The 25,545-nt window shown below is 72.5% G+C and carries 25 protein-coding genes and 1 pseudogene; 7 read left to right on the forward strand and 19 right to left on the reverse strand.

Going from position 1 to position 25,545, the window contains the following annotated elements; translation table 11 throughout:
• Positions 1-5: 5 nt before the first annotated feature.
• Complete coding sequence (locus C1729_RS07860; protein ID WP_102509455.1) at positions 6-1,319, forward strand: isochorismate synthase; 1,314 nt, start codon at positions 6-8, stop codon at positions 1,317-1,319.
• 242 nt (positions 1,320-1,561) lie between these two features.
• Here C1729_RS07860 and C1729_RS07865 read toward each other — a convergent pair whose 3' ends face one another.
• From C1729_RS07865 to C1729_RS07915, 11 genes are all read right to left on the reverse strand, one after another.
• Positions 1,562-3,118, reverse strand: a complete 1,557-nt coding sequence (locus C1729_RS07865; protein ID WP_102509456.1) for a S1C family serine protease — start codon at positions 3,116-3,118, stop codon at positions 1,562-1,564.
• 159 nt (positions 3,119-3,277) lie between these two features.
• Positions 3,278-5,155: a 2-succinyl-5-enolpyruvyl-6-hydroxy-3-cyclohexene-1-carboxylic-acid synthase gene (menD, locus tag C1729_RS07870; protein ID WP_102509457.1), complete on the reverse strand. Its 1,878-nt coding sequence runs from the start codon at positions 5,153-5,155 to the stop codon at positions 3,278-3,280.
• A gap of 7 nt (positions 5,156-5,162) precedes the next feature.
• Positions 5,163-6,128 (reverse strand): o-succinylbenzoate synthase, encoded by a 966-nt coding sequence (locus C1729_RS07875; protein WP_102509458.1) that lies wholly within the window; start codon positions 6,126-6,128, stop codon positions 5,163-5,165.
• Positions 6,129-6,168: 40 nt separating this feature from the next.
• Complete coding sequence (locus tag C1729_RS07880) at positions 6,169-7,881, reverse strand: putative PEP-binding protein (protein WP_102509459.1); 1,713 nt, start codon at positions 7,879-7,881, stop codon at positions 6,169-6,171.
• Complete coding sequence (locus tag C1729_RS07885) at positions 7,878-8,141, reverse strand: HPr family phosphocarrier protein (RefSeq protein ID WP_102509460.1); 264 nt, start codon at positions 8,139-8,141, stop codon at positions 7,878-7,880. The genes C1729_RS07880 and C1729_RS07885 overlap by 4 nt, the downstream gene beginning before the upstream one ends.
• 163 nt (positions 8,142-8,304) lie before the next feature.
• Entirely contained in the window at positions 8,305-9,792 is a 1,488-nt protein-coding gene (locus tag C1729_RS07890) for a PTS fructose transporter subunit IIC (RefSeq protein ID WP_102509461.1), read from the reverse strand.
• Complete coding sequence (locus C1729_RS07895) at positions 9,789-10,241, reverse strand: PTS sugar transporter subunit IIA (RefSeq protein WP_102509462.1); 453 nt, start codon at positions 10,239-10,241, stop codon at positions 9,789-9,791. Before C1729_RS07895 ends, C1729_RS07890 begins: the two co-directional genes overlap by 4 nt.
• Positions 10,242-10,243: 2 nt before the next feature.
• Complete coding sequence (gene pfkB / locus C1729_RS07900; protein WP_102509463.1) at positions 10,244-11,197, reverse strand: 1-phosphofructokinase; 954 nt, start codon at positions 11,195-11,197, stop codon at positions 10,244-10,246.
• Positions 11,194-11,955: a DeoR/GlpR family DNA-binding transcription regulator gene (locus C1729_RS07905; protein WP_102509464.1), complete on the reverse strand. Its 762-nt coding sequence runs from the start codon at positions 11,953-11,955 to the stop codon at positions 11,194-11,196. The genes pfkB and C1729_RS07905 overlap by 4 nt, the downstream gene beginning before the upstream one ends.
• Positions 11,956-12,128: 173 nt before the next feature.
• The gene (locus C1729_RS07910) at positions 12,129-12,707 is read right to left on the reverse strand and encodes a TetR/AcrR family transcriptional regulator (protein WP_102509465.1); all 579 of its coding nucleotides are present in this window, start codon (positions 12,705-12,707) and stop codon (positions 12,129-12,131) included.
• Positions 12,707-13,030, reverse strand: coding sequence for a DMT family transporter (locus tag C1729_RS07915; RefSeq protein WP_102509466.1), 324 nt, complete (start codon positions 13,028-13,030; stop codon positions 12,707-12,709). The genes C1729_RS07910 and C1729_RS07915 overlap by 1 nt, the downstream gene beginning before the upstream one ends.
• 173 nt (positions 13,031-13,203) lie before the next feature.
• Between C1729_RS07915 and C1729_RS07920 the strand changes: the two genes are divergently transcribed.
• Both C1729_RS07920 and C1729_RS15345 read left to right on the forward strand, forming a co-directional pair.
• On the forward strand, positions 13,204-14,166 hold the full coding sequence (locus tag C1729_RS07920) for a 1,4-dihydroxy-2-naphthoyl-CoA synthase (protein WP_102509467.1): 963 nt from the start codon (positions 13,204-13,206) through the stop codon (positions 14,164-14,166).
• A 178-nt stretch (positions 14,167-14,344) separates the two neighbouring features.
• Positions 14,345-14,509, forward strand: a pseudogene (locus C1729_RS15345) (aldo/keto reductase); the annotation flags it as partial.
• Positions 14,510-14,617: 108 nt separating this feature from the next.
• Here C1729_RS15345 and C1729_RS07930 read toward each other — a convergent pair.
• Both C1729_RS07930 and C1729_RS07935 read right to left on the reverse strand, forming a co-directional pair.
• Positions 14,618-14,842, reverse strand: a complete 225-nt coding sequence (locus C1729_RS07930; protein WP_102509469.1) for a hypothetical protein — start codon at positions 14,840-14,842, stop codon at positions 14,618-14,620.
• A 107-nt stretch (positions 14,843-14,949) separates the two neighbouring features.
• Entirely contained in the window at positions 14,950-15,999 is a 1,050-nt protein-coding gene (locus C1729_RS07935; RefSeq protein WP_242493757.1) for a DUF3048 domain-containing protein, read from the reverse strand.
• 116 nt (positions 16,000-16,115) lie between these two features.
• Here C1729_RS07935 and C1729_RS07940 point away from each other — a divergent pair, with 116 nt between their 5' ends.
• Both C1729_RS07940 and C1729_RS07945 read left to right on the forward strand, forming a co-directional pair.
• Positions 16,116-17,360, forward strand: coding sequence for an AMP-binding protein (locus tag C1729_RS07940; RefSeq protein ID WP_102509470.1), 1,245 nt, complete (start codon positions 16,116-16,118; stop codon positions 17,358-17,360).
• Between the two features lie 80 nt (positions 17,361-17,440).
• Entirely contained in the window at positions 17,441-18,310 is an 870-nt protein-coding gene (locus C1729_RS07945; protein ID WP_102509471.1) for a 1,4-dihydroxy-2-naphthoate polyprenyltransferase, read from the forward strand.
• A 5-nt stretch (positions 18,311-18,315) separates the two neighbouring features.
• Here the strand turns inward: C1729_RS07945 and C1729_RS07950 are convergent, their stop codons facing one another.
• Positions 18,316-18,582, reverse strand: coding sequence for a DUF4229 domain-containing protein (locus C1729_RS07950; protein ID WP_102509472.1), 267 nt, complete (start codon positions 18,580-18,582; stop codon positions 18,316-18,318).
• A gap of 31 nt (positions 18,583-18,613) precedes the next feature.
• Here C1729_RS07950 and C1729_RS07955 point away from each other — a divergent pair, with 31 nt between their 5' ends.
• Positions 18,614-18,997, forward strand: a complete 384-nt coding sequence (locus tag C1729_RS07955) for a PLDc N-terminal domain-containing protein (protein ID WP_102509473.1) — start codon at positions 18,614-18,616, stop codon at positions 18,995-18,997.
• Between the two features lie 100 nt (positions 18,998-19,097).
• Positions 19,098-19,769 (forward strand): AIM24 family protein, encoded by a 672-nt coding sequence (locus C1729_RS07960; protein WP_102509474.1) that lies wholly within the window; start codon positions 19,098-19,100, stop codon positions 19,767-19,769.
• 70 nt (positions 19,770-19,839) lie between these two features.
• Here the strand turns inward: C1729_RS07960 and C1729_RS07965 are convergent, their stop codons facing one another.
• The 5 genes from C1729_RS07965 to C1729_RS07980 all read right to left on the reverse strand — a co-directional run bounded on the left by C1729_RS07965 (position 19,840) and on the right by C1729_RS07980 (position 25,528).
• Positions 19,840-20,586: a hypothetical protein gene (locus C1729_RS07965; RefSeq protein ID WP_129590696.1), complete on the reverse strand. Its 747-nt coding sequence runs from the start codon at positions 20,584-20,586 to the stop codon at positions 19,840-19,842.
• Positions 20,583-21,755, reverse strand: a complete 1,173-nt coding sequence (locus C1729_RS14330) for a DUF7689 domain-containing protein (protein ID WP_129590697.1) — start codon at positions 21,753-21,755, stop codon at positions 20,583-20,585. The genes C1729_RS07965 and C1729_RS14330 overlap by 4 nt, the downstream gene beginning before the upstream one ends.
• A 193-nt stretch (positions 21,756-21,948) precedes the next feature.
• Positions 21,949-22,989: a c-type cytochrome biogenesis protein CcsB gene (gene ccsB, locus C1729_RS07970; protein ID WP_102509476.1), complete on the reverse strand. Its 1,041-nt coding sequence runs from the start codon at positions 22,987-22,989 to the stop codon at positions 21,949-21,951.
• Positions 22,986-24,734 (reverse strand): cytochrome c biogenesis protein ResB, encoded by a 1,749-nt coding sequence (gene resB / locus C1729_RS07975; protein ID WP_102509477.1) that lies wholly within the window; start codon positions 24,732-24,734, stop codon positions 22,986-22,988. Before resB ends, ccsB begins: the two co-directional genes overlap by 4 nt.
• Positions 24,731-25,528 (reverse strand): cytochrome c biogenesis CcdA family protein, encoded by a 798-nt coding sequence (locus C1729_RS07980; protein WP_102510587.1) that lies wholly within the window; start codon positions 25,526-25,528, stop codon positions 24,731-24,733. Before C1729_RS07980 ends, resB begins: the two co-directional genes overlap by 4 nt.
• Positions 25,529-25,545: the final 17 nt, after the last annotated feature.

The following is a 25,545-nucleotide window of genomic DNA, read 5'->3' on the forward strand; positions in this document are numbered from 1 at the left end:
CGGCGATGAACGCCAACCAGCCGACGCCCGTGGCGCACGTCCCCGCAGGACGCGTCGTCGCCCGGACGACCCCCCTCGACCTGCCCGACGCAGCGACCGACCCGGGGGCCCTCCTGGACCTCCTGCCCGCCGACTCCCCGCTCTCGTGGGTGCGACGCGGCGACGGCATCGTCGCGTGGGGCGAGCTCGCCCGCATCGAGGTCGGCGGAGACGGCCAGTTCGCGCACGCCGAGCAGGCCTGGACACGGCTCCTGCGCACGATGACCGTCCACGACGACGTCCGCGCTCCCGGCACCGGTCCCGTCGCGTTCGGCTCGTTCTCGTTCGACCCCGCCTCCCCGGCCGGCGGCACGCTCGTCGTGCCCCGCGTCGTCGTCGGCCGTCGCGGCCCCCTCGCGTGGGTGACGACGCTCGCCGAGGAGGACGACGACGCTCCGCGACCGACGCTCGCCGAGCTCCTGCGCGTCGGCGCCGCGCCCGTGACGTCCCCCGGCCCCGTCACCTACACGGACGGTTCCCTCACCCCCGAGGCGTGGCTCGACGTCGTCGCCGACGCCGTCGCCCGCATCCGCGACGGAGCCGTCGACAAGGTCGTCCTCGCACGTGACGTCCGTGCCCGCACCACGCGCCCCGTCGATCCCCGCCATCTGCTCGCGCGGCTCGCCGAGCGGTTCGCCGGCTGCTGGACCTTCTCCGTCGACGGGCTCGTCGGCGCGACCCCCGAGCTCCTCGTGCGCTCCGAGAAGGGCCTCGTCATCTCACGCGTCCTCGCCGGCACCGTCCGCCGCACGGGCGACGACGACGCCGACCTCGCACGCGCCGCGCACCTCTCGCACTCCTCGAAGGACCTCGAGGAGCACGAGTACGCAGTGAGCTCCGTCGCGCAGGCCCTCACCCCCTTCTGCACGTCGACGAACGTCCCCGAGACGCCCTTCGTCCTCCACCTGCCGAACGTCCTCCACCTCGCGACCGACGTCACGGGCGTCCTCGCGCCGCCCGGGGCCTCGAGCCTCGCGCTCGCCGACGCCCTCGCTCCGACGGCCGCCGTGTGCGGCACGCCCACGGCCGTCGCGCGCGACCTCATCCGCGAGATCGAGCACCTCGACCGCGCCCGCTACGCGGGCGCGGTCGGGTGGCTTGGCGCGGACGGCGACGGCGAGTGGGGTATCGGGCTCCGCTCCGCCGAGCTCGACCCCGAGGATCCCCACGAGCTGCGGCTCTTCGCGGGCTGCGGCATCGTTGCCGCGTCCGTCCCGGACGATGAGCTCGCCGAGACCGAGGCGAAGCTCGAGCCCATGCGCTACGCCCTCGGCGGCTGAGACAGCACGACGTGCATCGGGCCGGGTCCCTTGCGGGGACCCGGCCCGACGGGCGTCCGGACAGGATCCGGGTCCGCAGACAGAGGGAGGGCCGAGGCGTCAGGGAATCGCCTCGGCCCTCCGGCGGCGTCATCGGCAGGGGGACCGACTCGCCGCGGCTCCGACGGCGTCAGGGATACACCGTCGGGCGAGTGCCGCGGTGCCCGACAGGGGGCGGGACCGCGACCTGTTCCTAATCTAGATCAGAGGTTCTCCTGGAGCCACTGGAAGAACTCGTCCTGGGTCATATCCCCCGGGAAGGTGTTCCCGGAGTCGTTCCCAGGGCGGCTCGGACGCTGCTCATCAGGGGTGGTGCTGCCGTCGTCGCCGGGCGTCGCGGCGGTGTCCTGGCGCGCCGTGAGCGTCACCGTGAGGTCCTTCGCCGCGCCGTGACGCACGACCGTGAGGACCGCCCGGTCACCCTCGACACGCTCACGCACGGCCGCGGTGAGGTACTCGGCCCCGCTCACGGCTTTGCCGTCGATCGCGACGATGACGTCGCCCTCGACGACGCCGCCCTCGGCGGCCGCCGAGCCCGAGGTCACCTCGACGACCTGCGCGCCACGACGCGTCGTTCCGTCCGCGGTCGCGGTGCCGTCACGGAGCGACACCCCGAGGAACGCGTGCTCGGCCGTGCCGTTCGCGATGAGCTGGTCGCCGATCGACCGCGCGAGGTTCGCGGGGATCGCGAATCCAAGCCCGATCGAGCCCGACTGGCCCGATCCGCTCGACAGCGTCGCGATCGACGACGTGATGCCGATGACCTGCCCCTCCGCGTTGAACAACGGGCCGCCCGAGTTGCCGGGGTTGATCGCCGCGTCGATCTGGATCGCGTTCGTCACGGCAGTCGACTCCTGCGTGCCGTCGGACGTCGACACCGGACGGTCGACGGCCGAGACGATGCCGGTCGTCACCGTGTTGGCGAGCCCGAGCGGGTTGCCGACCGCCATGACCGCGTTGCCGACGACGACCTTCGTCGAGTCGGCGAGCGTCGCGGCGGCGAGGTCGCTCGGCGGGTCGACGAGCTTGACGACCGCGAGGTCCGTCGAGGCGTCGAGACCGACGATCTTCGCGTCGAGGAGCCGTCCGTCGCTCAGCTGGACCGTCACCGTGTCGTCCTTCGCGCCCGCGACGACGTGGTTGTTCGTGAGGATGTGGCCCGCCGTGTCGATGATGACGCCCGAGCCCTGGGACTCCCCCTTCTGCGAGACGACGTCGATCGCGACGACGGTCGGGGCGACGCGCGCGGCGACCGCCTCCCAGCTGGCTGGCGCGACCGCGTCGACGCTGATCGTCGAGTTCGTGCCGAGACCGTTGACGGTCGTCGACGAGCCGGCGGACGCCGCGGGCGGGTCCACGAGCTGCGACGTGACGTAGGCCGCGCCGCCACCGACGACGAGAGCCGTAGCCGCGGCCGTCGCGACGACGGCGGGCCAGGTGCGGGACCTGCGCGGTGCCGGTCTCTTATAAACATCCCCGAGCCCACGACAGCGAAACAGAACCTGTATGTCGTCTTCCTCTTGGAAACAAAAAGACCAGAGAGGCACTCGTCTGCCGTCTTCTGNCTGCGGGGGCGCCGTCGGCTGCGGGGCCGGGGGCACGGGCCCGGGCAGGGGCGCGTCCGGGGCCGCGAAGGTGTTCGGCTGCGGAGCGGCCTGCTGCGGCGCTCCGTGCTGCTGGGCGTCGGTGGTCCCGGGGCGTCCCTCGGGGGTGGGCTCGCCCCCGGCTGCGGGGATCGGCTGCGTGGTGTTCTCGTCCATGGTGGACCTCCTTCAACGCCTTCAGTCGACCATCCGACCCTGAGCGCACGCATCGACGACCCTGAGAGTTCTCTGGGAGTTCCGCGCACGCCCTCGCCCCGAGACAGCGGTGAGGCGTCGGGACACGGGTCGGTCGAGCCCTGTCCCGACCCGGAACCCCTATCTCGCGGAGGAAGGGGTGAGGCGTGCGTCGAGGGCGTCCGAGATCGCCGACGCGCGTGCGCGGCGGTCTGCCCGGTCCACGCGCACCTCGACGACGCACGTGCCACGCCCCGGCGACGCGAGCGCCGACCGCAACGCGTCAGCATCCTCGACGACGACGTGCGGGACGCCGTGCGCCGCGCACAGCGCCCCCAGGTCGACGTCGTGCGGCGTGCCGAACACACGCTCGACCGCCGCCGCACGCGCCGGTGCCGCCTCCGCGAGCGCACCGTGCTCGAGCCCCGTGAAGATCGAGCCGCCCGCATCGTTGACGACGACGATCTGCAGCTGCGGGCGCCCCTCCCCGCGCGCTGCCGCCAGCCCGCCCGCCCCGTGGAGGAACGTGAGGTCTCCGACGAGCGCCCGGACGGTCTGCCCCTCAATCCCGCTGAGCCCCGGCCGGGAGAGAGCAAGCGCCGTCCCCACCGCCGTCGCGAGCAGCCCGTCGATGCCCGCGACACCGCGGTTGGCGACGACGCGCGGCGGCGTGACCCACCGGTGGACAAGATCGAGGTCCCGCACCGGGTTCGACGAGCCGACGACGAGGACGTCGGCCGGCACGAGCGCGTCCGCGAGGACCCGCACGGCCCCCTCCGCGGTGAGCGCGCCGACCGGGCCGGTCGTCGCCGTGGCGTCGGCAACCCGTGCACCCCGGGGCCCGTCCTCGGCCGTGCCCAGCCCGAGCACGTCGTCGATCGCCGCGGCGGCGGCGGCGCCGGCCGCGCGCCACGCGTCCCGCCACCGGTCGCGGCGCACCGTGCGCAGGCCGTCGCCGAGCATGTCGTCGGGCAGGAACCAGCCGAGCGGGACCTCCGGCAGCACCGCGCCCGCGCCGCGCGGCGCGTCGGCCCACGGCGCCCCCTGCGGGGCGACGACGACGACGTCGACATCCTCGCGGGCGACGAGCCGCTGGACCGGGCGCGAGAGCGTCGGCCGACCCACGACGACGACGCGACGCACGTCGGCTGTGAGCGGCGAGGCCGCGAGGACGTGCGCGTGCGCGGGGACGAGCATCGGGCCGCCCGCCGACGGTGTCACGCACTCCGCGAGCAACGGCCAGCCGCGCGCCTCGGCGAGCGCGCGCGCCTCACCGCGGTCGCTGTCGCCCGCGACGACGAGCGTCCCGCCGTCCGTGAGCTCGCCCGCCGTCCACGGGCTCACCTCGAGCGGACGCGCCGTGGGCGCCGACACGCGAGGCGGCCGGACGTCAGGCCACGGCGCGGCATCGTCCGCCCCCGGCACGAGCGGGTCACGGAACGCGAGGTTGAGCTGGACCGGCCCCGGGAAGCCCGAACGCGTGCCCGACGCAGCGTCGACCGCGCGCGCCGCGAGGTGCACGAGGTCACGCTCCTCCCCTTGCCGCCCGTCCGGAGCGGGGACGTCAACCGCAAGACGCACCGCGCCCCCGAAGATCCCCGGCTGGTCGATCGTCTGGCTTGCGCCCGTGCCGCGCAGCTCGTGCGGCCGGTCGGCCGTGAGCAGGAGCAGCGGCAGCCCCGCGTGGTGGGCCTCGAGCACCGCCGGGTGGAGGTTCGCGACCGCCGTGCCCGACGTCGTGACGACCACGACAGGAGCGACGCCGCGGTGCCCGGCACCGCCGGGAGCCCCGGGGCCCCGGCCGAGCGCGGCACCGCGCACGAGCCCGACCGCCGTGAACGCCGCCTCACGCTCGTCGACGCGCACCGTGAGCTCGAGCAGCCCCGCCTCCGCGGCCTCGGCCGCCGCGTACGCGAGAGGCGCCGAGCGCGACCCGGGCGCGAGGACCACCTCGCGCACCCCGAGGCGCACGAGCGCGGCAAGCAGGGTCCGGGCGGCGGAGTACGACGGGGACGTCACCGGCCCATCATCCCAGGACGTCGGCGAGGTCCTCGCCGAGCACCGCCGCGCACCGCTCAAGGCGCTCGCGCCACCGCGCGGCGACGTCGTCGGACGCGGCCGTGCGCGCGAGCGCGGCCGGCGCGACGACCGGACGACGCACGCCGATCGCGCCGCCGACCGGGAGCAGCGGACGCACGACCGTGTCGTCCGTGAGCAGGTGCGCCGTCGCGAGCCCGCACGCGAACGGGAGCTCCGGCAGCGAGGCTGCGAGCGCGATGCCCTGCGCCAGACCGACCGACGACTCGAGCGCCGACGACACGACGACGGGCAGACCGACGTCCTCGGCGAGCCGCAGGCACGCGCGCACCCCGCCGAGCGGCTGCACCTTGAGGACGACGACGTCCGCGGCCTCGCGCCGCACGACCTCGAACGGATCCTCCGCGCGGCGGATCGACTCGTCGGCCGCGACGAGCACGTCCGTCCGGCGGCGGACGGCGGCGAGATCCTCGACGCTCGCGCACGGCTGCTCGACGTACTCGAGCCCTCCCGCCGCCCGGTCGAGCACCGCGAGACGCGCGAGCGCCGTCGTGACGTCCCAGCCGCCGTTCGCGTCGATCCGGATGCGTCCGGCAGGGCCGAGCGCGTCCCGCACGGCCTCGAGCCGCTCAACCTCCTGCGCCTCCGACTGCCCCGGCTCGGCGACCTTGACCTTCGCGGTGGTGCAGCCGCCCGACGCCCGCACGATCGCGTGCGCGCGGGGCCCGTCGACCGCGGGCACCGTGACGTTGACGGGGATGCGGTCGCGCACGGCCGGCGGATGCCCCTCGCGCGCGGCCTCGAGGGCCGCGCGCAGCCAGGCGGCCGACTCGACGTCGTCGTAGTCGGCGAACGGCGAGAACTCAGCCCACCCGGCGGGCCCGCGCAGGAGCACGCCCTCGCGCACCTCGATGCGTCGGAAGCGGGTCGTCAGCGGGATCGAGAAGACGTGCATCGCCCCACCCTAGCGAGGGGCCGCGCCCCGGGCGGAGGGCTCACGCGAGGAGCGCGGCGACCTCCTCGTCGAGGAGCGCCACCGCCGCTGCCCGCGCGTCCGCCGCCGACGACGCCGCGAGCGCGGCCTGCGCGATCTCGACGCACCGGGACCGCGTGTGGCGGCGCAGCGCGAACCGCACCGCGGGCACCGACCCGAGCGACATCGACAGGCTCGTCACCCCGAGCCCCACGAGGGCGAGCGCCATGACGGGATCCCCCGCGGACTCCCCGCACACGCCCACGGGCTTGCCGGCCTCCGCGCCGGCGCGCGCGGTCGCGGCGACGAGGTCGAGGACTGCGGGCTGCCACGGGTCGAGGAGGTCCGCGAGCTCGCCGCGCAGCCGGTCCGTCGCCATCGTGTACTGCGCGAGGTCGTTCGTACCGATCGAGACGAAGTCGACCTCGGCGAGGATCTCGCGAGCACGCAGCGCGGCCGCCGGCACCTCGACCATGACGCCGACCTGCTCGAGGCCCGCGGCGCGTGCCGCGGTCGCGAGGGCGCGCGCCTCGGCGGGCGTCGCGACCATCGGCGCCATGACCCACGGACGCGTGCCCGTCGCGGCGGCCGCTACGGCGAGCGCCTCGAGCTGGTCGGCGAGGAGCTGCGGGTGGACGCGGTCGATGCGGTAGCCGCGCACGCCGAGCGCAGGGTTCTCCTCGTCGGGCAGGGTCGCGAACGCGAGCGGCTTGTCCGCGCCCGCGTCGAGCGTCCTCACGACGACCTTCCGGTCGCCGAACGCCGTGAGCGCGGCCGTGTACTCGCGCGTCTGCTGCGCGACGCTCGGCGCGGTCGTCGCGTCGAGGAAGAGCACCTCGGTGCGGAAGAGGCCCGAGCCCGCGACCGTGCGCGCGTCGTCCGCGGCGGCGGCGCGCTCGGCGTCGGCCGCGGTGCCGATGTTCGCGAGGAGGTCGACGGGGTGGCCGTCGGACGTCGCGCCGGGTGCGGCGTCGTCCGCGAACGCCGCCTCGCGCCGGGCGCGGTCGGCGACCTCGGCGACGTCGTCGTCCGACGGGTCGACGCGGAGCTCGCCCGCGCGGGCGTCGACGACGACGGACGTCCCATCCTCGAGGGCGGTCGCACCGGCGACCTGGACGAGGCATGGCAGCCCGAGCTGACCCGCGATGATCGCGGTGTGGCCCGTCGGCCCACCGAGCTCGGTGACGATCGCGAGGACCTTGCCGAGGTCGAGCGCCGCCGTGTCGGCGGGCGCGAGGTCGCGCGCGACGACGACGCTCGGCACCGCGAGGTCGGGCACGCCCGGAAGTGGCGCGCCCGCGACCCGCGCGACGACGCGGTCACGCACCGACACGAGATCGGTGACGCGCTCGGCCATGAGCCCACCCATCGACGTGAACATGTCGATGAAGCGCCCGACGGCCGCGCGAACCGCGGCGACGGGCGCTGCCCCCGCGCCGAGCTCGGCACGGGCACCCGCGAGGAGCGAGGGATCCGAGGCGATGAGGACGGTCGCCCCGAGCACCTCGGCGAGCGGTCCACTCGCGCGGTCGGCCCGTGCCCGCAGGTCCGCCGCGACCGCCGCGAACGCGTCGACGACGACCTGCTCGACGTCGTCCGCGGCCGCTGGCGCCCCGTCGCGAACCGCGGGGGCGTCGTCGGGCAGCTCCGCGGGCGCGCGGACGAGCGCAACCGGGCCGACGACGGCCCCGCGACCGACGCCGACTCCCGCGAGCGTCCGGCCTCCGGCGGTCATCGTGCGTCCAGGTCCGCGGCGACGAGCGCCGCGACCGTGTCGAGCGCACCCTCGTCGTCGCTCGAGAGTTCGACGGTCTCGCCGTGGCCGGCGCCGAGCGTCATGAGCATGAGGACGCTCGACGCGTCGACACCCTCGCTGCCCGGGCGGGCGATGAGGACGGTCGCGGGCGCGAGCTCTGCGGCGGCCGCTGCGAGGAGCGCGGCGGGGCGGGCGTGGAGGCCCGAGGCGGATCCGACGGTGACGGTGCGCTGGTGCATGGGGGGCGCCTTCCTGTGCGGGCTGGTGGAGTGGGCGGGCTGGACGAGTCGGCTGGACGAGCGGGCTGGCCGAGTGGGGTGGCCGAGTGGGGTGGCCGAGTGGAGTGGACAACGAGGTCGCGCCGGGGGCCGGCCGGTGTCACCGGCCCGCCCCCGGGTGGCCTCACGCGGCGACGGGCTCCGCAACGGGTGCGGCGACCTTGCGCGTCTGCTTGAGGAGAATGACGAGGACGGTCGAGACCGCGACGCCGGCGAGGACCGCGAGGACGAACCCGAGCGGGTTGCCGACGAGCGGCAGGACCCACACGCCGCCGTGCGGTGCGACGAGCGAGACGCCCAGGCCCATCGACACGGCACCCGTGACGGCCGAGCCGACGGTCGAGGCGAGGATGACGCGCCACGGGTCTGCCGCCGCGAACGGGATCGCGCCCTCGGAGATGAACGACGCTCCGAGTAGCCACGCGGCCTTGCCGTTCTCGCGCTCGACCTCCGTGAAGAGGCGCGGGCGCACGACGGTCGCGAGCGCGAGCGCGAGGGGCGCGACCATGCCGCCGAGCATGACGGCCGCCATGACCTTGTACTGCGCGGCGTCGGCCGCGAGGCCGGTCGTCGCGAGGCCCGTCACGCCGAACGTATACGCGACCTTGTTGACGGGCCCGCCGAGGTCGAAGCCCATCATCGCGCCGAGCAGCGCACCGAGCAGGAGAATGCTCCCGCCCTGGAGGCCGCCGAGCCAGCTCGTGAGGCCCTCCATGGCGCCCGCGATGGGACGGCCAAGGAGGACGAGCATGAGGATGCCGATCACGAGTGACGACAGCAGCGGGATGACGACGACGGGCATGATGCCACGGACGCCCTTGGCGACCTTCCAGCGGCTGATCCACAGGGCGACGAAGCCGGCCGCGAAGCCGGTGACGAGACCGCCGAGGAAGCCCGCGCCGACGAAGCCTGCGGCGGCGCCGCCGACGAAGCCGGGGACGAGGCCGGGGCGGTCGGCGATCGCGTAGGCGATGTAGCCCGAGAGGACGGGGACGAGGAAGCCGAACGCGAGCTGGCCGGTCTTGAGGAGGACGACCGCCCAGTGCTGGAGGCTCAGCGGGTCGAACGACGCGAAGATCGCTGCGGCGTCGGCGTTCGTCACCTCGACGGCACCCTCGGCGCCGCCCCACGCGACCTGCGCGAGCATGAAGCTCAGGGCGATGAGGATGCCGCCCGCGGCGACGAACGGGATCATGTGGGAGACGCCGGTCATGAGCCACTGGCGGACCTTCGCCGCGCCCGACGCAGCGGGTCGCGGTGCGGCGGGTGCGACGACGGGCCGCTCGGCAGCGGGCGTCGCGGCCGCGGCCTCGACCGCGGCAATCGCCTCGGCCAGAACCTTCGCCGGCTCGTGGACGGCACGCTTGACGCCGACGTCGACGGCCGGCAGCCCGGCGAAGCGGTCACGCTCCTTGACCTCGAGGTCGGCGGCGAAGATCACCCCGTCGGCAGCCGCGATGACCGCGGGGTCGAGCGGCTCGGAGCCGATCGATCCCTGCGTCTCGACGGTCACCTCGTGACCCTGGGCCTTGCCCGCCTGCTCGAGGGCCTCGGCGGCCATGTAGGTGTGCGCGATGCCCGTGGGGCAGGACGTCACGGCGACGAGCTTCACGAGGCCACCGCCTCGTTGACAATCGCGGCGAGGGTCTCGGCGTCGGCGGCGCCCCGCACGGACTCCATGAACTCGGCGTTCATGAGCTTGCGCGCGAGCTTCGCGAGGATCTGCAGGTGCACGTTGTCGCCCATCGAGGGGGCAGCGATGAGGAAGACGAGCGTCGAAGGCCCGTCGGGTCCCCCGAAGTCGACGCCGCCCGGGACGGTCGCGACGGCGAGCGAGGGTGTGAGGACGGCATCGGACTTCGCGTGCGGCAGGCCGACCTGTCCGGGGAGGCCGGTTGGGGTCTGTGCCTCGCGGGCGCGGACGTCGGCAGCGAACGTCTCGCCGTCCGTGACGCGCCCGGCGGCGGCGAGGCGCTCGGCGAGCGTTTCGATGACGACGTCCTTCGTCGCGGCAGGCAGGTCGATGGCAACGAGATCGGCGGGGATCAGATGGGTGGGCATGTCTACAGCTCCTTGACGAGGGTGGCCGGTGCAGGGTCGGGGACGAGCGTGACCGCGTCGACGTCGACGAGGTCGGGGCCCGGGACCGCGGTCCCGGGCAGGAGCACCGCGGCGCGCCCCCAGGCGACGGCGGTGCGGAGGCAGTCGGCAGGGTCGGCACCTGCGTGCTCGGCGGCGAGGTAGCCGGCGAGGGTCGTGTCGCCCGCGCCGACCGTCGAGGCGGGAACGAGGGCGGGGCCGCTGGCCCACCAGTGGTGGTCGGCGGTGACGAGGAGCGCGCCGTGCGCACCGAGGGAGACGAGGAGCGCGTCGGTTCCGCGCGCGAGGACCTCGCGCGCGGCCTCGACGACGTCGCCGACGGTCGTGAGCTCGCGTCCGACGAGCTCGGCGAGCTCGTCGTCGTTGGGCTTGGCGAGCGCGACGCCGCCCGCGCGGGCGGCCGCGACGAGCGGGCCTCCGGACGTGTCGAGGACAAGACGCGCGCCGCGCTCCCGGACGGCGGCGGCGAGCGTCACGTAGAAGTCGGGGGCGAGGCCGCGCGGGAGGGATCCGGCGCCGACGACGGTGTCGCCGGGCCCGACGGTCGCGACGACCGCGGCGAGGAGCCGCGCGCCCGCGGCGGTGTCGAGCTCCGGGCCGGGCGCGTTGATCTTCGTCGTCGTGCCGTCGGACTCCTGGAGCGTGATGTTCGAGCGGGTGTCGCCGGGGACGGGGACGGCGCGCACGGTGACGTCGGTCGGGGCGAGGAGGGTGACGAGGAGCTCGCCGTCGGCGCCGCCGACGGGAAGGACGGCGACGGTGGGGACGGCGTGCGCGGCGAGCGCGCGCGAGACGTTGATGCCCTTGCCGCCCGCGTCGACGTGGACGGCGCCCGCACGGTTGATGCCGCCGCGTGCGAGGGCTTCGACGTCGTAGGCGCGGTCGACGGACGGGTTGGGGGTGAGCGTGACGATCATGCGGTCACCACCCCGACGCCTGCGGCGGCAAGCTCCGTGAGGAGGTCGGGGTCGACGCCCGCGTCGGTGACGAGGGTGTCGACGGACTCGATCGTCGCGAACGCGACGAGCTCGTCGCGGCCGATCTTCGTGTGGTCGGCGAGGACGATGACGCGGCGGCCTGCGGCGGCGAGCGCGCGCTTGGCCTCGGCCTCGGCGAGGTCGGGGGTCGTGAGGCCGCGGTCGACGCTCACGCCGTTGGCCCCGAGGACGACGACGTCGGCGCGCAGCGAGCCGAGCGCGGCCGTCGTCCAGGGGCCGGTCGCGACGAGGGTGCGGCCGCGGACGTGCCCGCCGACGAGGTGGAGGGTGATGCCGGGCCGGGTCGCGACGGCGGCGGCGACGGGCAGGGCGTGCGTGATGACGGTGAGCTCGCGGCCCTCGGGAAGGAGCGCGGCGAGGCGGGCGGTCGTCGTGCCGCCGTCGATGACGATCGTCGATGCGTCGTCGAGGAGGGCGAGCGCGGCGCGGGCGATCGCGTCCTTGGCGTCGGTGTTGGCGAGGTCGCGCTCGTCGACGGACGGCTCAAGCGTGAGGCGTTCGACGGGGACGGCGCCGCCGTGGACGCGGCGCAGGAGGCCGCGGCGCTCGAGGACGGTGAGGTCGCGGCGGACGGTCTCGGCTGCGACGTCGAGCTCGGCGGCGAGGGTCGCGACGTCGACGCGGCCGGCGGCGCGGGCTCGGGCGACGATCTCGTTCTGGCGTTCCGGGGCGTACACGGCGGGTGCTCCTCACGGCGCGACGTTGCGGGCAGAGTCCTCGTCGACAATCACCGTCGACATGACCGATCATGCCCGAGTTCACCCGTGCCGTCAACCCTTTCCCACAGGATCGGGCAGAGACGATGCCCGGTCGTGTGGGAACCTTCCGCAACCACGCCCGAAACGGACGCCTACGGGTGCGCGACTCCCCCGAGTAGCTCCCTCAACCGGGCAGCGACTGTCGGGCGAACCTCACGCGCCTCGCTCAGCGCCGCGACCGCACCCCCGTCGACGACGGCGAGCACGAGCGTCGCCCCGGCACCCGCCACCCCGAGAGCCGCGAGCAGCCGGCCGATCTCCTCGTCGAGCACGGGCCGTGACGCCGCGTACTCGTGCCCGAGCCGCGAGCGCCCGACCCCGACGAGGTGCGCGTAGTGAGCCCTCACGACGTCGTCACCCCCCGGCGGCAGGAGGGCGCGCACGAGCAGGTCCGCCCGCAGCTCGACCGTCGTCGCCGCAGCGATCGCCGCACGGTCGTCGAGCACGTCGCGCACCGCGGCCTGCCAGCGCTTCGCGAGCCGCGCCCCGACCGCACCGAGGATCTCGTCAAGCGACGCGAAGTGGTACGTCGTCGAGGCGAGCGGAAGCCCGGCCCGGGCCGCGAGCGCACGGTGCGTGAGCGCGGCCGGCCCCTCCTCAAGGACGAGCGCGACCGCTGCGTCGACGAGCGCGTCCCGACGCGCGGCGCCGCGCGGGCGGGGCGCCGGCATCAGTGACCCCCGCCCGAGAGGTTGAGGCCGACGATCCCCGCGACGATGAGGACGAGCGAGACGGCCTTGACGACGTTCATCGTCTCGCCGAACGCGAACACCGCGACGACGGCCGTCGTCGTGGCCCCGATGCCCGTCCACACGGCGTACGCGACGCCGACCGGGAGCGTCCTCAGCGCGTAGGCGAGGCCGAGCATCGACAGGACGAGGAGGACGCCGAAGGTCACTGTGGGCCACAGCCGCGTGAAGCCGTGCGAGGCCTTGAGGCTGAGGGCCCAGCCGGCTTCGAGGAGGCCGGAGACGACGAGGACGAGCCATGCCATGGGGTGCTCCCGGCTGGCCGACGGATTGATGGCTTCCCCCGTTCGACGGGGGAAGCCATCAATCCGTCGGGCGACGAGGTGGACGGAACCGAATCGGTACGAGCGTACCAACCCAGTGGTACGCACGTACCACTGTGTGACGCGACCCACCGCGCGCTCGCTAGGGTGAGGACATGAGCGAGATCCCGGCCCAGGTGTCCCAGACCTTCGACCCCATGCGATGGCGCACGGTCGCCGGCTTCGAGGACCTCGTCGACATGACGTACCACCGCGGCGTCGAGCGCACCTGCGCCGCCGACGGCACCGTCACCGCCGAGCGCGACCTGCCCGTCGTCCGCGTCGCCTTCGACCGCCCCGAGGTCCGCAACGCGTTCCGCCCCGGAACCGTCGACGAGCTCTACCGGATCCTCGACCACGCGCGCCTCACCTCCGACGTCGGCACCGTCCTCCTCGCGGGCAACGGCCCCTCCGAGCGCGACGGCGGCTGGGCGTTCTGCTCGGGCGGCGACCAGCGCATCCGCGGCCGCGACGGCTACCGCTACGCCGAGGGCGAGACCGCCGACACCGTCGACCCCGCGCGCGCCGGACGCCTCCACATCCTCGAGGTGCAGCGACTCATCCGCACGATGCCCAAGGTCGTCGTCGCCGTCGTCGACGGCTGGGCCGCAGGCGGTGGGCACTCCCTCCACGTCGTCGCCGACCTCTCGATCGGCTGCCGCGAGCACGCCCGCTTCAAGCAGACCGACGCGAACGTCGGCTCGTTCGACGGCGGCTACGGCTCCGCCTATCTCGCCCGCCAGATCGGCCAGAAGCGCGCGCGGGAGATCTTCTTCCTCGCCCGCGAGTACTCCGCGCAGGACGCCTACGACTGGGGCGCGCTCAACGACGTCGCCGAGCACGACGACCTCGAGGACCTGGCGCTCGAGTACGCGCTGACAATCGCCGAGAAGTCGCCCCAGGCGATCCGCATGCTGAAGTTCGCGTTCAACCTCGCCGACGACGGGCTCATGGGCCAGCAGGTCTTCGCCGGGGAGGCGACGCGCCTGGCGTACATGACCGACGAGGCCGTCGAGGGGCGCGACGCGTTCCTCGAGCACCGTCGGCCCGACTGGTCTCCGTACCCTTACAGCGTCTGACCCCTCCGAGTCGCTCGGTGCGGCATCAACGTTTCGGCGGGAGCAACGATGAGACCGCTGGGCGGAGGCGGAGCACGATGGGGCGATGGACATCCCCACCGTCACCCTCCACAACGGCGTCGAGATCCCCCAGGTCGGGCTCGGTGTCTTCCAGGTCCCCGAGGACGGCACCCAGCGCATCGTTATCCCCAAGTCGGTGACCCCCGAGCGCTACCGCGCCAACCTCGCCGCCGTCGACCTCGAGCTCACAGACACGGACCGCGCCGCGATCGACGCCCTCGAGAACGGCAGCCGCCTCGGCGCCGACCCGGCCGTCGCGGCCTTCACGCAGTACCGCGACTGACATCACGCACCGACGACGACGGGTCCCCGGCAGCCGCGGCTGCCGGGGACCCGTCGTCGTGCGCCGCGCTCCCCCCTGCGGGGCGGGGCGGTCGGTGCAACCGAAACCTCAGCCGGAGACGAAGAACGTCAGCGCCAGCTCGACTGCCTCGCGCAAGCCGAGCGCGAGCGCCGTCGCGAGCGCCGTGAGCAGCGCGACCGACGCCGCAGCAGGCGCGGTCGACGTGCGCCACGGGTCGCGGTCGCGACGGGTACGGGCGGGGCGGACGACGCGGCGCACCGCGCCGTCGGAGCCGGACGGACGGGGGACGTGGTGGAGGTGCGTCGTGGTCATGGCTCAACCCTCGCGCCCAGGCCTCCCCGGGCGCGTCGGCCACGGGTCTGGAGATGACGACGGCGTCTCCCCCGGTCGGGGGAGACGCCGTCATACCGGGGTCGGACTCAGTCGACCGTGTACGAGCTCTTGCCCTTGTTGAGCATCTCGATCCACGTGGTGCCGGGGGCGAGGAGGATCGGCTCACCGTCGGCGTCGACGAGCTCGAGCGGGTCGGAGACACCCGCCTTCTTCCACGTCGCCTCGACGACCTTGCCGCCCGTCGCGACGAGGGCCTTGCCCTTGCCCTTGAACTTCTGGTCGGGGACCATCGCGCCCCCCTGGGCGTCGAGCTTCGAGTCGAGCTGCTCGGTCTCGATGAGCACGAGGTTCGTCGCCGCGAGCTGCGTGCCCGCGGCCGTCATCGCCTTCGCCGAGCCCTCGGACCGCAGCCACGTCGACGAGCCGGCGTCCCACGCCCACGCGGGTCGCGCCGCGGACGACAGGGAGATCGCGATGTTCTTCGCGCCCTTGCCGTCGACGACCGCGGTCGCCTCGTCGGCCTCGAGCGCAAACTTCAGCTCGCCGCTCGGCGGTGCCGAGTGGTTCGCGTCCGCGGACTTCCAGACCGTCGCGAGGTCCGCGTAGACGTTGTGCGGCGCACGTCGCGTCGAGATCCGGCCGAGACCGGCCGCGCCCGCGTCGTGCGAGATCGACTGGATCTCCGGGAGACGACCGATGCGGATGTTCATGCGCTTCTGCGCGCCGGACGCCACGAGCAGCGCGTGCATGGGCGCGGCGACGTGCAGGTCGACGGGCCGCGCCGAACGCACGGGGCCGACGCTCTCAGGTGTCTTCGAGTGGTAGACGGCGATGAACCGCGGCACCTCGAACTCGACGACCGTCTCCCAGACGATGTCAGCGTCCTCGAGCCCCGACTGCGGGCGCGCCGCAGCCGTGTTCTCGACCTTGACGGCGATCGCCGGCCGCTGCGGGACCTCGTCGACCTTGACGCCCGTGAGCGGGTAGATGATCGGGCCCTCGGGCGTCGGGGCGTCCGTCTTCGACGGGTCGACCGACGCGTCGACCGTCACGGTCGGCGTCGTCGGAGCCGGCTCCGGGTCCTTGCTGCACGCGGCCAGCCCCAGCGTCGCCACGAGCGTCCCGGCGAGGGCCATGACGGCTCCTCGTCCTCGCATCGTCCTACGGATCACGTCGTCCACCTCTCTGCCTGCCCCGCACGCCTCGACTGCGCACGCGTCCGCAAGCCTACGTCCGCGGCTAGGGTGGTCGGGTGCACCGTCCCGTCATCTGGCCCGCGGCCTCAGGAATTCCGGACAGCGCGCTGCCCGCGCTCGTCCGGGCGGCCCTCGACGGCTCGGGGCCTGCGCTCCTCTCCCAGCCGGTGCCGCCGGAAGGTTCTCCTGCGGCGACGGTGCCGGCCGGGGTGCCTGACGACGTCACGCTCGTCGTCGGGACGTCGGGCTCGACGGGTCTGCCGCGGCGCGTCATGCTCACGGCTGACGCCCTGCGCGCGTCGGCCGCCGCAAGCGCCGAGCGGCTCGGCGGCACGGGGTCGTGGCTGCTCGCCCTGCCGACGACGCACATCGCGGGCATGCAGGTCGTCGTGCGGTCGGTCCTCGCGGGGACGACCCCGACGCTCCTCGAGGGGCCCTTCCGCGCGGACGCGTTCACCGAAGCCGTCGGGCGCATGCCCGCCCGGACCGCCGCCCCGGGCGGCGGCCGGTTCACGTCGCTCGTACCGACCCAGCTCCACCGACTTCTCGAGCCGGGCCCTGACGCCGCGGCGGCGCTCGCGGCACTGAGGTCCTTCGACGCGGTGCTCGTCGGCGGTGCGGCGCTTGCGCCCGAGCTCGCGGCCCGCGCCGCTGACGCGGGCGTGCGCGTCGTGACGACGTACGGCATGTCGGAGACGTGCGGCGGCTGCGTGTACGACGGGATCCCGCTCACGGGCGTGCGCATCCGCACGTCCGCCGAGGGGCACGTCCTCGTCTCGGGGCGCGTCCTGTCGGTCGGGTACCTCGACGACGACATCGCCGACGCGCAGTCGTACACGACGATCCACGGCGGCCGGTGGCTGCGCACGCCGGACCTCGGCACTCTCGAGCTTTCCGAGGACACGTCGTTCCTCACGCTCACGGTCCACGGCCGCTCGGACGACGTCATCGTCACGGGCGGCGAGAAAGTCGTCGCGGGGGCCGTCGAGGCCGCGCTCGCAGGATGGCAGGGGCTCGGTGAGGTCGCCGTCGTCGGTGTGCCCGACGATGAGTGGGGCACGGCCGTCATCGCCGTCGCGACCCTCGCGCCGGGCGCAGCCGCCCCGACGATCGACGACGTCCGCGCGCACGTGCGCGCGACCGTGTCGGCGCCGGCCGCGCCACGGGCCCTCGAGATCGTCGATGCCGTGCCGCGGCTCGGCATCGGCAAGCCGGACCGCGACGCGGTCCGCGACCTCGTCCTCGGCCGGCGTCCCGGCACTGTGACGACGCTGTCCCCCCAGGAGCTGGCCGACGGCTGATAGCCGACCGTCACACACGTCACGCCGCACCTCCGCGCCCGCATGCCGGGCCGCGCGGACGGGGCGGATACCCTCGGGGCATGGCCACACCAGCGCAGTGGGTCGCCGGAGCGCGCCCCCGCACCCTGCCCGCCGCCGCCGCCCCCGTCCTCGTCGGCTCGGGCGCTGCCGCGCACGCGGGCGCGTTCGACGGCGGCCGGGCGCTCCTCGCGCTCGGGGTCGCGCTCGCGCTCCAGGTGGGCGTCAACTATGCGAACGACTATTCCGACGGCGTCCGCGGCACGGACGCCGACCGGGTCGGTCCGCTGCGGCTCACGGCCTCACTGCTCGCGCCCGCGAAGCAGGTGAGGCTCGCCGCGTTCGCGGCGTTCGGCGTCGGGGCGCTGCTCGGCCTGTGGCTCGTCGCACTCTCAGGGCAGTGGTGGCTGCTCGCCGTCGGTGCCGCGTGCGTCGCTGCCGGCTGGTTCTACACGGGCGGCTCGAAGCCCTACGGGTACCTCGGGCTCGGCGAGATCTTCGTGTTCGTGTTCTTCGGCCTCGTCGCGACGATCGGCACGACGTACACGCAGGTCGGCCACGTCACCTGGCCGTCGGTCGTCGGCGCCGTCGCGATCGGCCTCGTCGCGTGCGCGATCCTCATGGTCAACAACATCCGCGACATCCCGACCGACGTCGTCGCGGGCAAGCGGACGCTCGCGGTACGGCTCGGCGACCACAAGGCCCGGCGCGCCTACGTCGCGATGGTCGCCGGGTCGTGGGTCCTCGCGCTCACGTGCGTCTTCGCGTCACCGTGGGTACTGGGCGTCGCGCTGCTCGGGCTGCCCGTCGTGCTGCTGTGCATCCCCGTACTCGCGGGCGCACGCGGCAAGCTGCTCGTCCCCGTCCTCGGCGGGACGGGATTTTACGAGCTCGCGCTCGGCGCACTCCTGGGCCTGGGCCTCGCGCTGTAGGCCGGTCAGAGACCGTCGGCCTCCGCGTCCTCGGCCTCCGCGTCCGGGTCGTCCGTACCCTCGGCACGACGCTGCTTGCGCGCTGCGGCCCGCTCCGCGAGCCAGACCGACGCCCTGTCGCGCTGCGGGCGCAGCGCGACGATCGAGATGAGGAACGTCAGCAGCACCGCGAGCAGCAGCCACAGGACGTCACGCGCACCGAGGAGCCACAGCACGGGCAGGAGCACGACGAAGATGAGCACACGCCACAGCGTGTAGACGACGAGAGGCACGGTCCCAGCCTAGGCGCACTAGGGTGGCCCCATGCGCTACCTCGGGTTCCTGCTGCTCGTCGCGGTCGTCGTCTATACGGTCACCGACATCATCAACGCGCCCGACGAGGACCTCCACGGCCTGCCGCGCGGTATCTGGCTCGTCCTCGTCGTGCTCATCCCGGTGCTCGGCTCCGTCGTGTGGTTCGCCGTGAGCGTCAACGGTCGCCGCAGCCGCGGCGAGGCGCTCGGCGGGCCCCGCTCGGGCCCGCGTACCGCCCCCGGCGGCCACCCCGCACCGGGCCGGCAGGGCCCCCTCGCGCCCGACGACGACCCCGAGTTCCTCTGGCGCCTCGAGCAGGAGCGCCGCCGCCGCGCCGGCGAGACGGGCACCGACGGCTCGACCCCTCCGACCTCGGACGACAGCAGCCGCTGACCCGCGCGCACCGCCGGGGCGTCGGCGCGCGCACCACCGTCCGCGCCGCTATCTTTGCCGCGGAGGTCCCGCACGGGGACCACGACCCAGGGGGTGCAGCATGACGCTCTACGGAGCCCTGTTCCAGCAGTTCGCCGAGAACACCTCGCAGGACCAGTTCAGCCTGCAGGGCAGCAAGATGCTCAAGATCAACATGGGCTTCGGCCCCGTCTGGTCACGCTCGGGCGCGATGGTCGCCTACCAGGGCGACGTACGCTTCGAGAAGAAGGGCCAGGGCGCGGCACGCTTCCTCAAGGCCGCGGTCACGGGTGAGGGCCTTGACCTCATGAAGTGCTCCGGCTCCGGCCAGCTCTTCCTCGCGGACCTCGCGCAGAACGTGCAGATCATCTACCTCGAGAACGACATGATCTCGATCAACGGCGCGAGCGTCCTCGCGATCTCCGACTCCATCCAGTGGGACATCAAGATGATCAAGCCCGGCGCCGGCATGGCCGCGGGCGGGTTGTCGAACGTCGTGTGCCAGGGCACGGGCTACATCGCCGTGACGACCGCTGGCGAGCCGGTTGCGCTCGATGTCACCGAGGCTCCGACCTTTGGGGACCCGCAGGCCGTCGTCCTGTGGACGGGCGGCGTGCAGATGAACGTCAAGGTCGACACGGGCGGCCTCGGCTCCCTGCTCCGCGGCGGCTCGGGCGAGACGTTCCAGCTCGCGTTCGGCGGCCAGGGTGTCGTCGTCGTCCAGCCGAGCGAGGGCTTCCACTTCTCCAGCTAACCCCACTCAACAACTCGTAGCCCCTGTGCACCATCGAATGGTGCACAGGGGCTACGGGTCAGAGTGAGGTTCAGGAGAGGCTATACTGCGCGGTGAGTCGCTCGGGCACGGTGTCGAGGACGCCCAGGTCCGCATCCGTGAGCAGGTCCACCCGGCCCAACGCCGCGAAGGACTCCAGGCCCGTCGAGGACCTCACCGTCTCGCGGAAGTCGTCAGAATCGACCTGGAGCAGACGCACTGCGGGGAACGCGCCGTTAATGATGCCGAACTCGTCCCCACCCCCGAGCTCGAACTTTGTGTACCACTGGGCCACAATTGCCTCCGCGAGCTCGGCACGGCCGTCCGACTCAAGGCAGTCGAGGACCTCGGGCTGCGCAAGTAGCGACTCCAGCAGCGTGACCGAGAGCGTCGGGAACTCGAAGTTCTCGCGGGCTTCCACGAGGTCGAGGTCGGCGTAGTAGCCAACGAGGAGATCCGAAACGTCCTCTCGTTTGAGGAGTTCATCAAGCTCAGGCCACTGCCCCCGAACCCGATCAATACCTTCTTGGCGCGTCTCGTAGACAAGGTGGAGACCCACCTTATCGGAATCCAGCAGGTCGCCGATCATGGCGTCGCGGTCCGCGCTCTCGACGAGCGTCGGCGAGCATGCGCCCTCGGACGCCGCAGTCGAAGCCGACGGGGGCAGCGTGGCATCTCCTGTGCCGTCTCCGCACCCGGAGCAAAGCAATACTGCAGTCCCCAACGACAGCGCCAGGCAGACCCCACGGAGCATCCTTGAAACGCCACAACCCACAGGTATCTCCAACATAGCGTTCACGCTCGCCTGAAATAGTTCAATTGGGTAACTCCCGTGTATGGAGTAGCCGTCGGCCGATGCTTGATAAGGCCAAGCTGACCCCACTTCGACAAGAAATGCGTGGACGACGTCTTGACAGCAGAATGATCGCCCCCGTAGTAGTACACTCTCACGCCATTCGGAACATTCGGGATCGTATTAATGTACTTCGTGTAAGCGGTACGTACATAACTTCCGTCGGAAATATACGGATGCACGATTGGCAGATTGATCCAGACATCGTTCGCCGTCGACTGCTTATGCCAAGCATAAGAGTGGCAGTTGTACTTCATTGTAGCCGACCCGATCACCTCAACACTTGGATACGCTCGTTTGACCCAGGAGTTAGCCTGCGACTTCTCGGCCGCCGTAAAGTCCTGGCCTGACCATCGCAGCGCCGGAACTGCAGCACCTCGCGGGGTGTACACCTTTGTCGATCCGTAACTCTTAGCGAGAGCGGCCACATTGCCTGCCGTCAGCACTCCCCCGCTTGCGCCAAAGTATGCTTCGCGCCCAGCAGAGCGAGCAAGCCCCTCCCCGCCAGAGGGAAGGCGCACTGTACGCTTCATCCGTTCCGGCAAACTCTCTACGAGCCGCTCAGGAATACTCGTAAGCAACTCGCTGCTATCGCGCGTATCGAAAGATTCCAGAATACCCTCTTCAAGAAACTCTGATGCGACCGAATCCTGGGAAACGTCAAGTGCGACAGCATCGTCCGCGGCCGCGAGCGAACGCAACCCCAAGAATGCGGAGGTCGTCGTGCCATAATGGTCAGCGCCATCGATACTGAGCTTCAACGCCCACGAATCAAGGACTTCTTCGTGCAGCGCTACTCGCTCGGCATCAGAGACAGACTCCACCACTTCAGGCTGCGCGAGCAGCAGTTCAAAGAATGCTACTCGAATAGTGGAGAAGGGGTCACTCTTAGAGGTCTCCACGAGGTCAAGTTCCTGGTAGTGCTCGACAAGCGCAGAACTCGCATCCCGTCGGGACAATAGGGCATCAACCTCGGGAACCGCATCGCGTACAGCCTCAAATCCCTTCTGCGGGCTGTCGTACGCCAGGTAGAGCCCGAGCTCGTCACTCGCCAGCACGCTCTCAACGAGATCATCAGTCGACGTCGACTTCGCAGTCGCACTCGTCGCACCCACGACACCGCACCAAGATGCTGCCGCGACGGCCAAGCAAAAGGCCACTCCAGCGCTTCTCTTCACGCTCAACTCCCATCTTCGCCCGAACCGCTCATCGATTCGACATGGCGCCTACAGCATCACCGGACAAATCATGATGTATACATTCTAGCGACCATCGATGATATCGGGCACTACGGTCGTGTTGATGAAGCTAGACGCCCGAGTAGGAGTGCTTGCCGCTGAAGAGCAAGTTGACACCCGTGAAGTTGAAGAGCACGCACGCGTAGCCGACGACGACGAACCACGCCGCCCGACGACCCGACCAGCCGCGCGTCGTCCGCGCGTGCAGGTACGCCGCGTAGACGACCCAGATGACGAACGACCAGACCTCCTTGGGGTCCCAGCCCCAGTAGCGGCCCCACGCGTCCTCGGCCCACACCGAACCCGAGACGATCGTGAACGTCCACAGGACGAAGCCCACCGCGTTGATGCGGAAGCTCAGCAGCTCGAGCTGCGCCGCCGTCGGTACCTGGTCGAGCCACGACCACGTGCGCGACGCAAGCATCGGCGAGCCCTCGTCGCGCGAGTCACGCAGCAGCTGCGTGACCGACGCCGCGAACGCGACCGTGAAGATGCCCGTCGCGAGCACCGCGATCCCGACGTGGATGACGAGCCAGTACGACTGCAACGCTGGCTGCACCCCGGCCGCCTCGACGTGGAACGCGTTGAGCGCCACGACGATCGCGATCGTCGACAGGCCGGAGACGATCGTGCCGAGGAAGCGGATCTCCCAGCGCGTCTGCACGACGAGGAACACGGCCATCGCGAAGAACGCCCCGACGAGCACGAACTCGTAGAGGTTCGCCCACGGTGCGCGTCCCGCCGCGAGGCCGCGCGTCACGACCGCGGCGAGGTGGAGCGCGAGACCCATCCACGCGACAGACATGGCGATCGCGAGCGGCTTCGAGACGCTCCACGCCTTCCACGGGGAGGTGAGGGACGCGGCCCGACGAGCCGTGACCTCGGAGACCGCGCCCGCGCTCGTCGTGTCGCGGACCGCGGGGTCAACGACGTCCGTGGCGACGGTCGACGCACCCGAGGCAGGCGTCGCCGCGGCCAAGACCTTCTCACGGGCGACGGACCGGACGCCGAGGCGCCCCGAGAGGTCGATCGCGAACGCAACGAACGCGATCGCGTAGGCGCTCGCGGTCCCCCAGGCAAGGAGGTCGCTCATCTCACCGACGGTCGTCATCGGGTCTCTCCAAGGTCGGCGGTCGCCGGGCTGTCGTCCGGCGCCGAGTCGTCCACCGCCGGACGGTCGTCCGGCGCAGGGTCACGGGTGTCGAGGAACGCGAGCAGAGCGTCGACCTCGGGCTGCAGGCCTGCATCGTCCGTGCGCGCCAAGCCGGCGGCCTCGACCACTGTACGCGCGGGGCCATCACCGTCGGAACGGGTGCTCACGCGCAGCCACACGCGGCGGCGCGGCGTGAAGAGCGAGAGCATGAGCCCGCCGATCGCGGTGAACGCGAAGATCGCGATCCACGTGAGCGCCGGGTCATGACGCAGGTCGAGCGCCACGAACCGCGGGATGTCGTCGAGCGTGAGCGTGCCGAGCCCGTCCGGCAGGTCGACGGTCGTGCCCGGTGCGAGCATGAGCGTCACCGGCTGGCCGTCGGCCGTGCGCGCCTGCGTCATCTTCTCGGTCTCGAGCTCGTAGACGTTCTGCGGCACGCCGTCGTCGAGCCCGAGGTCCCCCGTCCACACGGTGAGGACGAGGACGGGGTTGAGGAGGTCGGGGTGGAGCGAGCGCACGCCCTGCGCGGAGAGCTGCGCGGTCGGCAGGAGGTAGCCGACGAGGCCGATCTGCTCACCCGCCACGACGTCGGGCACCTTGACGACGCCGCGGGACGTGTACACCTGGTCCTCGGGGATGAACGGCACCGTGCCGGCGAACGTCACGTTGCCGTCGGCGTCCTTCACCGTGAGGCGCGGAGCGTAGCCGTTGCCCTGGAGGTAGACCTTGGCGCCCTCGATCGTCAACGGATGGTTGACCTTGATGGTCTCCGGCCGCGTCCCGGCGGGGTCCGTCACGGAGACGAACGCCGTGAAGTCCTTCGCGACAGGCATCGCGTCGTCCGTGAACGTCGACGTGAAGTCGTCGAGCACCATCGTGAACGGCGGCAGGTTCTCCTCACGGAACCACGGGCCCTCGCTGAACGTGTCGTAGGCGCTCACGGAGTTCGCGAACCCGCGCCCCTGGACGACGATCGCCTGCCCACGGTACTGGAACGCCTGGCCGAGGCCCACGGCGACAAGCAGTCCGACGAGCGCGAGGTGGAAGATGATGTTGCCGGTCTCGCGGAGGTAGCCGCGCTCGGCGGCGACGACGTGGACGGGCCCGGGCTCGCCCTCGGGCGCGCGGGCGCCGGCGCTCGTCTCCGTGCCCTGCTCGACGCGGAAGCGCGGCAGCGGGCCGCGGCCGCGCAGGTGCGCGGCGGCCGCGTCAGCCACCTGCGCGGGGGTGTACGACGCGGCGTAGACGCGCGACCCCTGCGCGGGGTAGCGGCCCATGCGGCGCGGTGTGCGGGGCGGACGAGCACGCAGCGCGACCCAGTGGACCTTGGCGCGCGGCAGGATGCAGCCGACGAGCGAGACGAAGAGCAGCAGGTAGATCGCGGAGAACCACACCGAGCCGTAGACGTCGAACATCTGGAGCTTGTCGAGCCACGGCGCGACGCCCGGGTTGTCGTCGAAGAACTCGACGACCTTCGACGGGTCCTGCGGACGCTGCGGGATCGTCGAGCCGGGCACCGCGGCGACCGCGAGGAGCATGAGGAGCAGGAGCGCGACGCGCATGCTCGTGAGCTGGCGCCAGCCCCAGCGGAGCCAGCCGACGACGCCGAGCGCGGGCAGCTCGCCCGACGGGCGGGACGCGGGTGCGGGCGCGCCGTCCTCGGCGAACGCGTTCTCGATGCCCTCGGGGCGGTAGCCGCTCACAGGACCGTCTCGAATCCGCCGATGAGTCCCGCGAGGGACTGCGTCCAGCTCGCCCAGAGGCCCGTGACGAGCGCGAGGCCGATGAGCACGAGCATGATCCCGCCCGCGCGGGAGATGCCGACGCGGTGCGCGCGCATGAGGTCCACCATCTTCGTCGAGGAGTCGAGGCCGAGGGCGATGCCGCAGAACGGCAGGCCGAGGCCGAGGCAGTAGGCGACCGCAAGGATCGCGCCGCGCGCCGCGGTGCCCTGCTCGAGGGACAGCGCCGAGATCGCGACGAGCGTCGGCCCCATGCACGGCGTCCAGCCGAGGCCGAAGACGATGCCGAGCAGGGGTGCTCCGCCGAGGCCGGCGGTCGGGACGACGGGCAGGCGCACGGTGCGTTGCAGGGGTGCAAAGGCGCCGAGGAACGCGAGGCCCATGAGGATGACGACGATGCCGAGCCAGCGCGTGATCGTCTGCTGGTGCTGCGCGAGCTGCGCACCGACCGTGCCGAAGAGCGCGCCGTACGCGACGAAGACGACGGTGAAGCCGAGGACGAAGAGCGCGACGCCGAGCAGGAGGCGGCCGCGGCGCGGGGCTGCGACGGCGGTCGTCGTCCCGCCGTCACCGGCCGGTGCGGGGCGCGTCGGGCCCTGCCCCGCCATGCCCCCGAGGAACCCGAGGTACCCCGGCAGGAGCGGCAGCACGCACGGCGACGCGAACGACACGAGGCCCGCGAGCAGCGCGACCGGCAGCGCAAGCAGGAGCGAGCCCGAGAAGACCGTCTCGCCCGCGGAGGCGAGGACGGTCATCGGGACGTCCGCGGGCA

The organism is Sanguibacter massiliensis (assembly GCF_900240335.1).
Lineage (GTDB): Bacteria > Actinomycetota > Actinomycetes > Actinomycetales > Cellulomonadaceae > Flavimobilis > Flavimobilis massiliensis.

Bases quoted from the DNA above. Each gene is read 5' to 3' on its own strand.
- C1729_RS07860 (WP_102509455.1), top strand. From the start codon at position 6: ATGAACGCCAACCAGCCGACGCCCGTGGCGCACGTCCCCGCAGGACGC.
- C1729_RS07875 (WP_102509458.1), bottom strand. From the start codon at position 6,128: ATGCACGTCTTCTCGATCCCGCTGACGACCCGCTTCCGACGCATCGAG.
- C1729_RS07880 (WP_102509459.1), bottom strand. From the start codon at position 7,881: ATGACCGCCGGAGGCCGGACGCTCGCGGGAGTCGGCGTCGGTCGCGGG.
- C1729_RS07885 (WP_102509460.1), bottom strand. From the start codon at position 8,141: ATGCACCAGCGCACCGTCACCGTCGGATCCGCCTCGGGCCTCCACGCC.
- C1729_RS07895 (WP_102509462.1), bottom strand. From the start codon at position 10,241: ATGCCCACCCATCTGATCCCCGCCGATCTCGTTGCCATCGACCTGCCT.
- pfkB (WP_102509463.1), bottom strand. From the start codon at position 11,197: ATGATCGTCACGCTCACCCCCAACCCGTCCGTCGACCGCGCCTACGAC.
- C1729_RS07910 (WP_102509465.1), bottom strand. From the start codon at position 12,707: ATGCCGGCGCCCCGCCCGCGCGGCGCCGCGCGTCGGGACGCGCTCGTC.
- C1729_RS07915 (WP_102509466.1), bottom strand. From the start codon at position 13,030: ATGGCATGGCTCGTCCTCGTCGTCTCCGGCCTCCTCGAAGCCGGCTGG.
- C1729_RS07920 (WP_102509467.1), top strand. From the start codon at position 13,204: ATGAGCGAGATCCCGGCCCAGGTGTCCCAGACCTTCGACCCCATGCGA.
- C1729_RS07930 (WP_102509469.1), bottom strand. From the start codon at position 14,842: ATGACCACGACGCACCTCCACCACGTCCCCCGTCCGTCCGGCTCCGAC.
- C1729_RS07935 (WP_242493757.1), bottom strand. From the start codon at position 15,999: ATGGCCCTCGCCGGGACGCTCGTGGCGACGCTGGGGCTGGCCGCGTGC.
- C1729_RS07945 (WP_102509471.1), top strand. From the start codon at position 17,441: ATGGCCACACCAGCGCAGTGGGTCGCCGGAGCGCGCCCCCGCACCCTG.
- C1729_RS07955 (WP_102509473.1), top strand. From the start codon at position 18,614: ATGCGCTACCTCGGGTTCCTGCTGCTCGTCGCGGTCGTCGTCTATACG.
- C1729_RS07960 (WP_102509474.1), top strand. From the start codon at position 19,098: ATGACGCTCTACGGAGCCCTGTTCCAGCAGTTCGCCGAGAACACCTCG.
- ccsB (WP_102509476.1), bottom strand. From the start codon at position 22,989: ATGACGACCGTCGGTGAGATGAGCGACCTCCTTGCCTGGGGGACCGCG.
- C1729_RS07980 (WP_102510587.1), bottom strand. From the start codon at position 25,528: ATGACCGTCCTCGCCTCCGCGGGCGAGACGGTCTTCTCGGGCTCGCTC.